The following is a 13,521-nucleotide window of genomic DNA, read 5'->3' on the forward strand; positions in this document are numbered from 1 at the left end:
TGCGCCGGACTCAGCCGCCGAGCACCTCGCGGGCGAGGCGGGCGGTCTCGGACGGGGTCTTGCCGACCTTGACACCGGCGGCCTCGAGGGCCTCCTTCTTCGCCTGGGCCGTACCGGAGGAGCCGGAGACGATCGCGCCTGCGTGGCCCATCGTCTTGCCCTCGGGCGCGGTGAAGCCCGCGACGTAGCCGACGACCGGCTTGCCGACGTTCTCCTTGATGAAGTCGGCAGCGCGCTCCTCGGCGTCGCCGCCGATCTCGCCGATCATCACGATGAGGTCGGTCTCCGGGTCCGCCTCGAACGCCTTGAGCGCGTCGATGTGCGTGGTGCCGATGACCGGGTCACCGCCGATGCCGACCGCGGTGGAGAAGCCGATGTCCCGCAGCTCGTACATCATCTGGTACGTCAGCGTGCCGGACTTGGAGACGAGACCGATGCGGCCGGGCTGGGTGATGTCGCCGGGGATGATGCCCACGTTCGACTGGCCCGGGGTGATGATGCCGGGGCAGTTCGGGCCGATGATCCGGGTCTTGTTGCCCTTCTCGGTGGCGTACGCCCAGAAGTAGGCGGAGTCGTGGACGGCGATGCCCTCGGTGATCACCACGGCGAGCGGGATCTCGGCGTCGATCGCCTCGACCACCGCGTCCTTGGTGAACTTCTCCGGCACGAAGATGACGGACACGTTGGCGCCCGTCTCCGCCATCGCCTCCTTGACGGAGCCGAAGACGGGGACCTCCGCGCCGTCGAAGTCGACCTGGGTACCGGCCTTGCGCGGGTTGACCCCGCCGACGACGTTGGTGCCGTCGCCGAGCATGAGCTTGGTGTGCTTCATGCCGGTCGCGCCGGTCATCCCCTGGACGATGACCTTGCTGTCCTTGTCGAGGAAGATAGCCATGGGTTGTCGGTTCCTCTTCCCTTACTTCGCAGCCAGCTCGGCGGCCTTGTCGGCTGCGCCGTCCATCGTGTCCACGCGCTGCACCAGCGGGTGGTTGGCGTCGCTGAGGATCTTCCGGCCCAGCTCCGCGTTGTTGCCGTCGAGGCGCACCACCAGCGGCTTGTCGACGTCCTCGCCCTTGGACTTCAGCAACTCCAGGGCCTGCACGATGCCGTTGGCGACTTCGTCGCAGGCGGTGATGCCGCCGAAGACGTTGACGAAGACCGACTTGACGTCGGGGTCGCCGAGGATGATCTCCAGGCCGTTCGCCATGATCTCGGCCGAGGCGCCGCCACCGATGTCGAGGAAGTTCGCCGGCTTGACGTTCTTGTGCGCCTCGCCCGCGTAGGCGACGACGTCGAGGGTGGACATGACCAGACCCGCGCCGTTGCCGATGATGCCGACCTCGCCGTCGAGCTTGACGTAGTTGAGGTCCTTCGCCTTCGCCGCCGCCTCCAGCGGGTTGGCGGCGGCCTTGTCCTCGAGCGCGGCGTGGTCGGGCTGGCGGAACTCGGCGTTGGCGTCGAGTGAGACCTTGCCGTCGAGCGCGATGATCTTGCCCTCGGCGGTCTTCACCAGCGGGTTGACCTCGACGAGGAGGGCGTCCTCCTTGACGAAGACGTCCCAGAGCTTCACCAGCGCCGCGGCGATCTGGTCGACGAGCTCGGCGGGGAACTTGGCAGCCTCGGCGATCTCGCGGGCCTTCTCCGGGGTGACGCCCTCGATGGCGCTCACCGGGATCCTGGCGAGAGCCTCGGGCTTGGTCGCCGCGACCTCCTCGATCTCCATGCCGCCCTCGACCGAAGCCATCGCCAGGAAAGTCCGGTTGGTGCGGTCGAGGAGGAAGGAGACGTAGTACTCGTCCTGAATGTCTGCGGTCTGGGCGAGCATCACCTTGTGGACCGTGTGGCCCTTGATGTCCATGCCCAGAATCTGGCCGGCCTTCTCGACGGCGTCCGCGGTGTCGGTGGCGAGCTTCACGCCACCGGCCTTGCCTCGACCGCCGGTCTTGACCTGCGCCTTGACGACCGCGCGGCCACCCAGGCGCTCGGTCACCTCGCGCGCCGCCTCAGGCGTGTCGATGACTTCACCGGCCAGCACCGGTACGTCATGCTTGGCGAAGAGATCCCTCGCCTGGTACTCGAACAGGTCCACGCGCGTCCGTCCCCTTAATCAGTGGTATCGCGGTCGTTGTCAGCGTGGGCGTGCCGCTGAGGGCAGCGTGACAGGCGTGACACCACCGTCACTGCGGTTCGGGAAGCGCACACGGTCCGTCTCAGCCGACCCTGGTACGCGGCATGTCCGCCTTGCAGGTTAGCTCCGAGGTTGAGCGCTTCATAAATCCCAGCTCACACCGGCGCGGTGACAACCATCACAACCGGCCATGAACTGGGGCTTTCACGGAACGCAGGAGCATCCGCACGGAGAGTGCCGCTCACGAACCCCTGCACGACGGCGGACCGTTCGGCTACTCTTCGCGCTCCTCACTCCGGAACGGGGAGCGGACGCCGCTCCAGCGCCGCGGCCATCACCTCGGGGAAGAGGTCGGGGGTGCAGGCGAAGGCCGGGACACCGAGCTCGGCCAGGGCCGCCGCGTGCTCCCTGTCGTAGGCGGGCGCGCCCTCGTCGGAGAGCGCGAGCAGGACGAGCACCTGGACGCCCTGCGCCAGCAACCGCGCGACGCGGGCGAGGAGTTCGCCCTTGATACCGCCCTCGTAGAGGTCGCTGACGAGGACGACGACCGTCTCCGAGGGGCGGGAGATCCGCGACTCGCAGTAGGCCATGGCGCGGTTGATGTCGGTGCCGCCGCCCAACTGGATACCGAAGAGCACGTCGACGGGCTCTTCGAGCTCCTCGGTGAGGTCGACGACCTGGGTGTCGAAGGCGACGAGGCGCGTCGTGAGGCTCCGGAGGGAGGAGAGGACGGCGCCGAAGACCGACGCGTAGACGATCGAATCGGCCATCGAGCCGGAGTGGTCGAGGCAGAGCAACACCTCCTTTTGCACGCCCCGTTGGGCGCGGGCGTACCCGACGAGACGCTCGGGCACGATCGTGCGGTGCTCCGGTAGGTAGTGGGCGAGGTTGGCGCGGATCGTGCGGTTCCAGTCGATGTCGGCGTGGCGGGGGCGGTGGGAGCGCGCGGAGCGGTCCAGGGCGCCCTTGAGCGTGGAGCGGGTGCGCTGTGCCAGTCGGCGTTCCAACTCGGCGACGACCGTGCGGACGACGGCGCGGGCCGTCTCGCGGCTCTGCTCCGGAAGCGCCTCGCGGAGGGACAGCAGAGTGCCGACGAGGTGCACGTCCGGCTCCACCGCCTCCAAGAGCTCCGGCTCGGTGAGCATCGCGGCGAGGCCGATCCGGCCTATGGCGTCGCGCTGCATCAACTGCACCACGGAAGACGGGAAGTACCGGCGGACGTCGCCGAGCCAGCGGGCCACATCGGGCGCGGAGGCTCCGAGCCCGGCCGACCGGCGGGAGCCCCGGCCGGTCGAGGTCTCCGCGCCGCTGCCGTAGAGGGCCTCCAACGCGCCATCGATCGCGGTGTCCTCACCACGCAGCGCCCAGCCTTCCGACGCGGCGGAAGCGGCGTCGTCGCCGAGAACGAGCCGCCAGCGCCGGAGGCGCTCCTGGTCGGCGGGGGCGTGGGGCGTCGCGGGGGTGGCGTTCAACTCCTGGGTCCTTTCGGTGGCGCGGCGTGCGGTGTCGAGCCCGTGCACACCGCTCGTCGACCCGTGGCTCATCGGTTCGCCTCCTCCGACGGGACCGGCGCCGCGAGGAGGAGGCGGAGGGTCTCCAGCGCGGCGTCGGCGCGAGTGGTGTCGAGGGTGTCTGCGAAGCCGGGGAGGCCGTCCGCGGTGGTCGTCTCCGGAGAGGGGGTGCCTCCTGGGCCTCGGCGTACCAACTCGCCGAGGGTGCGCCGGACTCCCGGCTCGAACTCCGCGAAGGCGCGGCGGAGCACCGGGAGTACGGCCGTGAACGCGTCGGGGCCGAGGGCGGTGAGCCAGTCGTCGAAGAGGGCGAGGAGGCGTTCGTCGTGGGCGAGAAGCAGGCCGCCGCCCGAGAGGAAGCCCTCGGCCCATGCCGCCGCCTCGGTCGGCTCCTCCGTCGGGGAGAGCCCGAGGCCCAGGTGGCGGGCCGCCCCTGCCGCCGACAACTCGCCGTCGTCAAGGAGGAGTCGGCTGCAGCGGCCGCGCAGCAGGCCCGGCACGGAAGGGCGTTCGCCGAGCAGGCGCAGCATCGATCGCCAGCGCGCCAGCAGTTCCCCGGCAGGGGCCTGCGACTCGGCGGCCGGGGCCTGCGGCTGCTCGGCGCCGTGCCGGAGGGCGGTCGGCGGGGCCGCCTCGACGGAGGGCTGGTCCAGCAGGTGCACGGCCCGGTGCGCGGCGTCCAGGTGGGTGCGGAGTTGGGCGGCGCCCTCCGCGTCCAGGCCGGAGCAGGCGGACGGGAGGCCGGTGCGGACGCGGTCGGCCACGGCGTACGCCACCGCGGCGAGGGAGGCGGGGTCGCTCCCGCGAACGTCGCCGTAGCGGACGGTTCGGACGAGCGCGGGCAGGGCGCTCGCCAGCCGTCCGACCTCCGACTCGAGCGCGGCGCGGTCGGCGAGCGCTCGCGTGACCCGTGGCAGCGCCCCGGGGAGCGCGGCGCGGAGCACACGCTCGGCCAGCTCCGTCAGTTCGGCGAGGCCGTCCGCCTCGGCGGCGCGTGCGGAGGCCCTGGCCTCCGCGGCCTCGCGCACCGTGGTGCCCCACATGCCCGCCTCCGCCGTCCGTACGGAGAGTTCGGGCTCCCATCGCAGCACCCAGCTCTCGCGGAAGGTGCCCGTACCGGCGCGCGGGGTGCGTGGTCTGCCCCACTCGATGCCGAGGAGGCCGAGCCTGTGGAGCAGGCGGCTGCGTTCGGCGTCGGTCTCGCGACGCAGGTCGAACTCGTGCTCCCGGCTCTCGGGGGACGGTTTGAGGCGCAGGGTGCGCTGGCTGCGCTCCAGGTCGCGTTGGAGGGGGACGGCCGGTGCGCCCTGCGGGACCTCGCCGAGGACGTCGCCGACCGTGAGGCGGTCGTGGACGAGTGCGAGCGGGACGTCGGAGCCGCCGCACAGCACCGAGCGGACCGCCTCCGTCGTCTCGTCGAGGCCGGCGAGCGGGCGGCCGCGCAGGGCGGCGAGTGCCTGCGCGAGCCGGACGGCCTCGATCACGTGCGCCGGGGAGACGGCTCCGACGTCCTCCTCGCGCAACAGCGCCGCGACCCGCGTGAGCCACCGCTCGACCGGGCGGTCGGGGACGGCGTGGAGGTGCGCGTACCAGCCGGGGGAGGAGATGCCGGCGCCGTAGCCGCTGCGGCGGGTGAGGCGGCGGTGTGTCCAGGGCACCCAGGTGACCTCTGCCTTCACCTTGGGGAGTCCCTTGAGCAGGGAGCGGTCCGCGGTGGCCGTGGCGCGCTCGCGGAGCGCCGGGACGTGCCAGGCGCCGCAGACGACCGCCGTCCTCTCCGGCGCGAACTCCCTGCGGGCTTCGCGGATCCTCAGCCGCATGTGCGCCTCGCGCAGCGCGTCCCGCTGTGCGACGCGGCCGGCGTCCGCTCGCAGGGCAGCCATCGCCTCTTCCAACTCGGCGAAGAGTCGCAGGGGTTGGTCGGTCTCCGGACCGTCGAGGTGCTCGACGGCGTCCTCCCACCAGCGCTCCGCGTCCTCGTGGCCGGCGGCCTCGGCGAGGGCCGCCAAGGGGTCGGAGGTGAACTCCTCCGGATCCGCCGCCGCGGAGGCCCCGGACGCCTGCTCGGCCGCCAGGGCGAGGGAGTTGGCAGCAGGCAGGTCGATGAAGCGGACCGGGACCCCTCGCGCGAGCGCCCAGCGGATCGCCACCCACTCCGGCGAGAACCCGGCCAGGGGCCAGAAGGCGGCGAGGCTCCGCTCCCTTCCGTTCCCCCGGCTCCCGGAACCACCCGCGTGCGCGAGGAGCGCCACCGGCGGGCGCATCTCCTCGTGGGCCGCCAGCCCCACGACCGCGTCCGCCTCCGGCGGGCCCTCCACGAGCAGCACTCGGGGCTCGGCGGCCTCCAACGCGCACCGGACCGCGCGGGCCGAGCCCGGGCCGTGGTGTCGGACGCCGAGGAGCAGCGGCCCGGTCACTCGGTCTCCCTGCACGCACGGTAGAAGTCCTTCCAGCCGTCCCGCTCGCGCACCACGGACTCCAGGTACTCCCGCCAGACCTGCGCGTCCGCCGACGGGTCCTTCACGACCGCACCCCTGATGCCGGCGGCGACGTCGCCGGCGCGGAGGACTCCGTCGGAGAAGTGGGCGCACAGGGCCAGGCCACCGGTGACGACGGAGATCGCCTCGGCTGTGGAGAGCGTCGCCGAGGGGGACTTGAGCTTGGTGGAGCCGTCGGCCGTGACGCCCTGGCGCAGCTCCCGGAAGACGCGGACGACTCGGTGGATCTCCTCCGCGCCCTTCGGCGCCGGCAGTCCCAGGGAGGAGCCGAGCTGCTCCACGCGCCGGCTGACGATCTCGACCTCGGCCTCTTCCGTCTCCGGGAGCGGGAGCACCACGGTGTTGAACCGCCGACGGAGGGCGCTGGAGAGCTCGTTGACCCCGCGGTCCCTGTCGTTGGCGGTCGCGATGAGGTTGAAGCCGGGAGATGCCTGCACTTCCTCGCCCAACTCCGGTATCGGGAGGGTCTTTTCGGAGAGGACGGTGATCAGGGTGTCCTGGACGTCGGCGGGCATGCGGGTGAGCTCCTCGACGCGGGCGGTCATCCCCTCCCCCATCGCGCGCATCACCGGACTCGGCACCAGCGCGGCGCGGCCGGGGCCCTCGGACAGGAGCCTGGCGTAGTTCCAGCCGTACCTCATCGCCTCCTCCGCCGTGCCCGCCGTTCCCTGGACGAGCAGGGTGGAGTCCCCGCTGACGGCGGCGGCGAGGTGCTCTGAGAGCCAGGTCTTGGCGGTGCCGGGGACGCCGAGGAGGAGGAGCGCGCGGTCGGTCGCCAGGGTGGCGATCGCCACCTCGACGACGCGGCGCGGGCCCACGTACTTCGGCGTGATCACCTGTTGTGCGCCCGGCGCTTCGCCGCCGAGCAGATAGGTGCTGACCGCCCTCGGTGAGAGGCGCCACCCGGCGGGGCGGGGGTGGTCGTCCGCCGCGGCGAGGGCTTCGAGCTCCTCGGCGAAGGCGTCCTCCGCGTGCGAGCGCAGGACGGGGTGCGCGGACGCGGTGGCATCCGGACGCTGGGTGTCGATCACGGCTCTCCTCGGGGACGCGGCGGGTCGAACGTCCACCACGATGGACCCCGCCACTGACAATCGCCCCTGACCTGCGCTTACTTGAGCGGCAGCGGCGAGCGGGACCGATTGTCAGTGGTGCCGCATACCGTCTTGCACATGGATGGGAACCGGGTCGCCGAAGCGGTCGGCTGGGACGAGGAGCGGGTCCGCGCACTCGCCCCGGACACCGCGTCGCACACCGCGGCCGACCGGCTCGCGCAGCAGCCGACGTGGTCGGAGGAGGGCGCGGGGCAGGACGCCGTGTGGGGCGCGTGCAAGGGCAGCGGGAGCCGCCCCTACCGCACCGTCGTCGACCTCGCCTCCGGCACCGCCCACTGCACGTGCCCGAGCCGCAAGTTGCCGTGCAAGCACGCGCTCGCCCTCCTCCTGCGGCGCGTGCGCGAGCCCCTCGCGGGGGTCGAGCCGCCGGAGTGGGCGGGCACGTGGCTCGCGGAGCGGCGCCGGCGTGCGGCGCGCGGAGCGGGCGGGGAGACGGAGCGGCCGTCGCAGGGGAGCGGCCGCTCCGACACCGCCGCGCGCCGCGCACGCCGCGAGGCACGTATCGCCGCGGGCGCCGAGGAGTTGGAGCAACGGCTGGCCGACCTCCTCGGCGAAGGGCTCTCCGCTTCGGAACGGGGCGGTGCCTCCTGGGAGGAGACGGCGGCACGGATGGTCGACGCGCAGGCTCCCGGACTCGCCTCCCGCGTCCGCGAGTTGACGTCGGTCCCCGGCTCGGGAGAGCGCTGGCCGGAACGGCTCCTCTCCGAGTGCGCCCTGCTCCACCTTCTCGACCGCGCCTTCCTCGCGACGCACGCGGGCTCCGCCGCGATACCGCCCCCACTCGCCGAGACGGTCCGCAGCAGAGTGGGTCTGACGGTGGAGACGGCGCGGCTCCTCTCCGAGGGCACGGACCGGCTGCACGACCGCTGGCTGGTCCTCGCCCAACGGGACACCGAGGAAGAGCGGTTGACGGCACGGCGCACCTGGCTACGGGGCTGCGCATCGGGGCGCACCGCGCTCCTGCTCTCCTTCCGGGCGCCGGGGCGTCCGCCGGAGCCCCGCCTGCCGTGCGGCTGGCTTCTGGAGGAGGAGCTGGTCTTCCATCCGGGTGCGGCGCCGCTCCGTGCCGCCCGGGGCGAGGGCTCCGCGCCGCAGCGGCCCGCTGCGGGTGGAGCGGGGCCGCCGGGGACGTCGCCCCTGGGCGCCCTGCGTGCGTACGGCGAGGCCGTCCGCGCGGACCCGTGGCTGGAGCGGTGGCCCGCGGTTCTGGAATCCGTTGTTCCGGTACCGCCGGCCCCGGGGAGCAGCGAGCGGTGGCAACTGGCGGCGGAGTCGGGCGAGTCGGCGCTCCCGGTCGCCTCCCGGGCCGGCGCCTCGGAGCTCTGGCGGCTGACCGCGGTCTCGGGCGGGCGACCGGTGAAGGTCTTCGGAGAGTGCGGACACCAGGGCTTCGTGCCGTACACGGTGTGGAGCGGCGAGGAGGTGGTCGCTCTCTAGCGCACGGACGCGGATGCGCACGCTGCCTCGTTCATGCGCGGTCGGGGTGCGCGCCCCAACTATCGGTATGCGTCGGTCTTTCCCCGGGCCGACGGGACGCACAGCGCCGCGCACGCGGCAGGAGGACGCACATGTCCGAGACGACGACCACCAGCGGTCTCCGCTCCGCTCCGTCCGCAGCGGCCGGTCCGTCGCGCGCCGGCACACGACCGTCGGCCGGCCCCGTGCTCCCACCGTGGCAGGAGTTGGTGGACGCGGCTCTGCTCGGTGCCGTCCGACGCCGTCCACCGGGCGGCAGCGCCACCGCGCTCCTCGACGCGGCCGCCGCACAGACGGTACGTCGGCGCGCAGGCGCGCAACCGGCCACCGCACGCCCCGCGCCTGCGCCGGCGCCGGAGGACCCGCGCCCCGCGATGCCCGAGGCCGCTGCCCGGCGGCTCGCCTGGCTCCTCGCCGGGCGCCACCGCCCCGGCGGCGGCACGGAGCGCCGGGCCGCAGACCCCGACCTGGCCGAACTCCTCCCCCAGTGGTTGGCGGCAGCCGACGAGGCCGGGTACGCCGCCCCGGCCGAGCAGGTACCGACGCTCCTGGAGGCCGCGCGGGGGCGCACCGACCTCCGCCGCCACGCCCTCTCGCTCGCGGGCCCGCGCGGTCGCTGGCTCGCCGGGCTCAACCCGGAGTGGCGGTTCGTGCTTCGCAGCACGCCACCGTCCACCGTCCGCGCCACCGGCGCCGTCGCGGCCGGCCCGGCGCCGACGGACGCGGAGCAACTCCTCTGGAGCGAGGGCCTCTTCGCCGAACGGGTCGCGGTCCTCACGGAGATACGAGCACGCAACCCCCGGGCAGCTCTGGAGCTGCTGGCCGCCGAGTGGGGCGCCGAGCGCGCGGAGGACCGGTTGATCTTCCTCGACACTCTGCGCCACGGCCTCTCCACGGCCGACGAGGAGTTCCTCGAACAGGCCCTCACCGACAGGAGCAGGAACGTACGCGCCACCGCCGCCGAACTCCTCGCCACGCTCCCCGAGTCGGCGTACGCCGCGCGGATGGCGAAGCGTGCCCGCACGCACGTCGGCCTCGACCGATGCGACGGTGCGGCGCGGATCACCGTCGAGGCGCCGCACGAGGTCGACGCGGCGATGAGGCGGGACGGCGTCGCCTCCGCGCCACCCCGGGGCCAGGGCCAACGCGCCTGGTGGCTTTCGCAGTTGGTCGATTCGGCCCCGCTCGGCGGCTGGCGCGACCGGCTGGGCGGGCGCTCTCCCGCGGAGATCGTCGCGCTGCCCGTCGCGGACGGCTGGGAGCGCGAACTCCACGCCGCCTGGTGCCGTGCGGCCGTACGCCAGCAGGCTCCCGAGTGGGCGCGGGCGCTCATCGGCCCGCCGACGGCGCCTCCGACCCACGGACCTGGCGATCCGGCGAAGCTCCTCACCGTGCTCCCCGAGGAGGAACGTGCGGACTGGGCGGCGAGATTCATCGCCGTGCACGGTCTCTCGGAAGCGTTCCGCATACTCGGCGCCTGCCCGGTCCCCTGGTCGCCGAAGATCGGCACAGCCGTCGTCGACGCACTGGAAATCGCCCGCGAGCAGGGCAGTTACCCGTGGAGCTTCAGCGGGGTCCTGGGGCTCGCAGAACGCTGCCTGCGCCCTTCGGCGGCCGAGCGCCTCACCCCGCTCACGGCCGTTCCCGACGAGTCGGAGGACAGCGCGCCGGGCGCAGGCGCGTACTGGGCCGAGGCGTTCCAGCGCCTTGTGACGACCCTCCGCGTACGCGCCGAGATGTACGCAGAGCTGGAGGTGGAACAGTGACGGGCGCACCGCGGCGCGGCAGCCCGCCCTGCCGGTGCGCACGCGCCGCGGAGGCGGCGTGCACCTGTGCACACCGGGTCGTCGTCGGGCGGGCTCCACGCCGGACGACTCGTCCGGGCACGCCCCGCTCGTCCGCTCGGCGCATCAACCCCGCAGGCTGCCGGGCGAGTTCGCCCCCTGAACCGCTAGCGGCAGAGTTCGAGCCCCCGCTCGACGGCGTCGCGGATGTCGACCTGTCTGACGCTGTCCGCGGACCTGCGCAACGGGTCGATCCGCGGGTACTCGACCTCGGCCGACGGGTTCACCGCGTACTCCGTCCGATCGGCCGTGAAGGTCACCTTCCCGCCCTCGTGGCAGCGGAGCGTTCCACTGGTGACGGTGAACGGCCACGGATGGAGATCGGACTCCGTCACGTCCATCCTGGCCTCGTCCGCGCTCGCAAAGGTAGCGGTGCCCCCAAAGGCCCCGATCAGCACCAGCCCCACCAGTGCGACGGGAACCAGCATGCGCCGCAAAGCGCCCTCCTCACGTGCTCCCCACAGAACCCCCACAGTACCGTCCTCACCTGCACGTCTTCCCACCCGCATACGTTCCTGCGAAGGGGATTGCACTCCGGGGGTTGACGGCGGAAGGATCGGCGCCTCTCACCGCGGTAACGGCAGGGGCCGCCTGCGCGGCGCACGCGTTGAGACCGGCCCTCCGGGATCAAGACCCAAAAGGCCCTGGTGCACGACGGGTACGACGGAGCCGGTTCCGCTTGCAGACTTCGAAACGGTCCGTCATGGGACCTGGCGTACGGGAGTGCCTCACGGAGGCGCCCACCCGGTCACGTACGTCTCGCTGCGCCCTGTCCCGCCGAGGGACGGGCGCCGGTGGAAGCAGCGCAGTCCGGTACAGCCGACCGCGGAGCCGTACGGGCGCCCTGCCCGCCTGTCGCGCACCGTATCGAGGGCACAGACGTGACGGCGCTGCACGAGTTCGCGGCCGGGACACCGACGGCTCGTCACTATCCCTCGGAACGACGGAACTTGCCAGGCTCCGTCTGGGGGCTCCCCTCGACGGAGCAGTCGGAACCATCGGTGTGCTGGGCCCTCCCGGACCCGGTCGTCGCGGGGGAACGTCTCCTCGGCGGTGTTCGCCACGGTCGTGTTCTGCTCGCGAAGCAGTGGTGTCCGGGCCCGCCGACGGGTCACCGTCTCGCGTTCCGACGGACGAGGGGCGGGAGCCGCCGTCCTTCGTCGTCGTCACTCTTGCGTGCCGCGCCTGTACCGTCGTCGCGCGCGCGGCCTTCGTCAGGGGCGGCCGGTGTCGATGACGCAGAAGCGGTTTCCCTCGGTATCGGCGAGTACGACGAAGTCGGGGTCTTCCGGGTACCGGTCCCAGTCAACGTGCCGGGCGCCCAGGGACAGCAGCCGCTCGACCTCGGCTGCCTGGTCGGCCGCGTCTCCGGCGTACAGGTCCAGGTGGATGCGCGGGTGCTCTTCGAGCGGTGTCTCACTGAGGCCGAGCGCCAACTGCGTCCCGGTCCCTTCCGCCGGGACGAGCACCACCCAATCGTCTTCCGCCTCTTCCCGCGGGACGTATCCCAGTGCCTCCCTCCAGAAGGTTGCCGCTCGCGACACGTCCGAGACACCCAGCACTACCGAGCCGACTCTGAGCATGCGCCGATTCTGGCGGACGGAGGCGGGCCGACGACACCCCAACGCCTCGGCCGACGCCGGCTGTTGCGGCACATGCCGAGCCGGCCGGAAGCTCGGCCTCCTACCGCCCCAGCGCCCCAGCAACCCGACGTCCGAGCACCCCGGAGCCCCCGTGCCCCGCCCGGACGCCGTGCCCGATACCGGCCCCGCGTGCTCAGGCGGCGACGGGGCCCACGTGCGTCCTGATCCACTCCACGACCTCGTTGGTCGTGGCCCCGGGCGTGAAGATCTCCGCAACGCCCTGGCTCTTGAGCGGGGCGATGTCCCCTTCCGGGATGATCCCCCCGCCGAACACCTTGATGTCGGCCGCGTCCCGCTCCTCGAGGAGTTCGATCACACGCGCGAAGAGGGTGTTGTGCGCTCCCGAGAGCACCGAGAGACCGACGGCGTCGGCGTCCTCCTGGATCGCCGTGTCGACGATCTGCTCCGGTGTCTGGTGCAGCCCGGTGTAGATGACCTCCATGCCGGCATCGCGCAACGCCCGCGCGATGACCTTGGCGCCGCGGTCATGACCGTCGAGCCCGGGCTTGGCGACGACCACGCGGATCGGTCCGGACACACCCATCTCTGCCTCCCTATTGCGACACGCGCCGACGGCGGCCCGGCGGTCCCGGCACCGATCGGTCGGACCTCCCGGCCGCGTCCGATGCTGCTTCCGCTGCTGTCTCCGCCCGGCCCTGACGCCGTGCGCCCGGCCGGTTCCGGCGGTGAACGAACGTTATCCACAGCATCCCCCAGGGAACCGGCTCCCGCGCGCAACCGAGGGGGAAATCACATGAGCGACCCAGGCAGCGCGACTGCGCGCGGGCACCTCCCTCCGTCCGCCGCGGCGGACCCGTCACTCGCACGCCCCCTGGCGACACCGGCGATGTTTTGCCGCGGCCCTTGCGGTTCCACGCAGCCTCCCGCACCAACTCCCGGCGCCTCCCGAGTCGTCGACGCACATGCGCACCGAGGAAACCATCGGCTCACGAGGGCTGCGGATTCGGGCAACACCGTGCGTGAAGCACTCACCTCGCCCGGCACCTGCTGCTCAACCCGAGCGACCTCCGAGACACGCAGCCCCGGTAACGGCCGTCCACCGCACCCTGCCACCGCAGTGAACCTCCCGCCGCCGGGCGGCGGACCGCACACTCCGCCGCCGTTCCTCCCCGAACCCGCCGACGGCGACCGCCCGTTCGCGGCCCTCACCGGTTCCGCGGCGCCGATTTGCCGACGCACGCACCGTCGCAGCTCGTCTCCCCGTACAGGCGGAGGGACGAGGCGGCGCAGCCGCCCAGTACCCCGTGCATGCCCGGACGAGGGCACACGCGTACGCACCCTCGTCACG

10 protein-coding genes are annotated in these 13,521 nt (G+C 72.9%); 2 read left to right on the forward strand and 8 right to left on the reverse strand.

Annotated features, from left to right (window positions below; all coding sequences use genetic code 11):
* Positions 1-10: 10 nt before the first annotated feature.
* The 5 genes from sucD to UWG_RS0119420 form a co-directional block, all read right to left on the reverse strand.
* Positions 11-895 (reverse strand): succinate--CoA ligase subunit alpha, encoded by an 885-nt coding sequence (gene sucD, locus UWG_RS0119400; RefSeq protein WP_016908865.1) that lies wholly within the window; start codon positions 893-895, stop codon positions 11-13.
* A gap of 21 nt (positions 896-916) precedes the next feature.
* Positions 917-2,089: an ADP-forming succinate--CoA ligase subunit beta gene (sucC, locus tag UWG_RS0119405; protein ID WP_016908866.1), complete on the reverse strand. Its 1,173-nt coding sequence runs from the start codon at positions 2,087-2,089 to the stop codon at positions 917-919.
* Between the two features lie 329 nt (positions 2,090-2,418).
* Positions 2,419-3,672, reverse strand: a complete 1,254-nt coding sequence (locus tag UWG_RS0119410) for a VWA domain-containing protein (RefSeq protein ID WP_016908867.1) — start codon at positions 3,670-3,672, stop codon at positions 2,419-2,421.
* Positions 3,669-6,056, reverse strand: coding sequence for a DUF5682 family protein (locus UWG_RS0119415; RefSeq protein ID WP_016908868.1), 2,388 nt, complete (start codon positions 6,054-6,056; stop codon positions 3,669-3,671). The genes UWG_RS0119410 and UWG_RS0119415 overlap by 4 nt, the downstream gene beginning before the upstream one ends.
* Positions 6,053-7,168: an ATP-binding protein gene (locus UWG_RS0119420; RefSeq protein ID WP_016908869.1), complete on the reverse strand. Its 1,116-nt coding sequence runs from the start codon at positions 7,166-7,168 to the stop codon at positions 6,053-6,055. The genes UWG_RS0119415 and UWG_RS0119420 overlap by 4 nt, the downstream gene beginning before the upstream one ends.
* Positions 7,169-7,306: 138 nt before the next feature.
* Here UWG_RS0119420 and UWG_RS0119425 point away from each other — a divergent pair, with 138 nt between their 5' ends.
* Both UWG_RS0119425 and UWG_RS0119430 read left to right on the forward strand, forming a co-directional pair.
* Positions 7,307-8,686, forward strand: coding sequence for an SWIM zinc finger family protein (locus UWG_RS0119425; protein ID WP_016908870.1), 1,380 nt, complete (start codon positions 7,307-7,309; stop codon positions 8,684-8,686).
* 131 nt (positions 8,687-8,817) lie between these two features.
* Positions 8,818-10,491, forward strand: a complete 1,674-nt coding sequence (locus UWG_RS0119430; protein ID WP_016908871.1) for a DUF5691 domain-containing protein — start codon at positions 8,818-8,820, stop codon at positions 10,489-10,491.
* A 185-nt stretch (positions 10,492-10,676) separates the two neighbouring features.
* On the opposite strand, the gene UWG_RS0119435 is transcribed toward UWG_RS0119430, so the two are convergent.
* The 3 genes from UWG_RS0119435 to UWG_RS0119445 form a co-directional block, all read right to left on the reverse strand.
* On the reverse strand, positions 10,677-10,997 hold the full coding sequence (locus UWG_RS0119435; RefSeq protein ID WP_016908872.1) for a YebY family protein: 321 nt from the start codon (positions 10,995-10,997) through the stop codon (positions 10,677-10,679).
* 786 nt (positions 10,998-11,783) lie between these two features.
* Entirely contained in the window at positions 11,784-12,152 is a 369-nt protein-coding gene (locus UWG_RS0119440) for a VOC family protein (RefSeq protein ID WP_029391594.1), read from the reverse strand.
* Positions 12,153-12,345: 193 nt separating this feature from the next.
* Positions 12,346-12,756, reverse strand: coding sequence for a coenzyme B12-dependent isobutyryl CoA mutase small subunit (locus tag UWG_RS0119445; RefSeq protein WP_016908874.1), 411 nt, complete (start codon positions 12,754-12,756; stop codon positions 12,346-12,348).
* Between the last annotated feature and the right edge of the window lie 765 nt (positions 12,757-13,521).

The sequence above is a fragment of the Streptomyces xiaopingdaonensis genome (assembly GCF_000262345.1).
GTDB lineage: Bacteria > Actinomycetota > Actinomycetes > Streptomycetales > Streptomycetaceae > Streptomyces > Streptomyces xiaopingdaonensis.

Coding starts and splice junctions, on each gene's coding strand:
- sucD (WP_016908865.1), bottom strand. CDS start 895: ATGGCTATCTTCCTCGACAAGGACAGCAAGGTCATCGTCCAGGGGATG.
- UWG_RS0119430 (WP_016908871.1), top strand. CDS start 8,818: ATGTCCGAGACGACGACCACCAGCGGTCTCCGCTCCGCTCCGTCCGCA.
- UWG_RS0119440 (WP_029391594.1), bottom strand. CDS start 12,152: ATGCTCAGAGTCGGCTCGGTAGTGCTGGGTGTCTCGGACGTGTCGCGA.
- UWG_RS0119425 (WP_016908870.1), top strand. CDS start 7,307: ATGGATGGGAACCGGGTCGCCGAAGCGGTCGGCTGGGACGAGGAGCGG.
- UWG_RS0119445 (WP_016908874.1), bottom strand. CDS start 12,756: ATGGGTGTGTCCGGACCGATCCGCGTGGTCGTCGCCAAGCCCGGGCTC.
- UWG_RS0119410 (WP_016908867.1), bottom strand. CDS start 3,672: ATGAGCCACGGGTCGACGAGCGGTGTGCACGGGCTCGACACCGCACGC.
- UWG_RS0119435 (WP_016908872.1), bottom strand. CDS start 10,997: ATGCTGGTTCCCGTCGCACTGGTGGGGCTGGTGCTGATCGGGGCCTTT.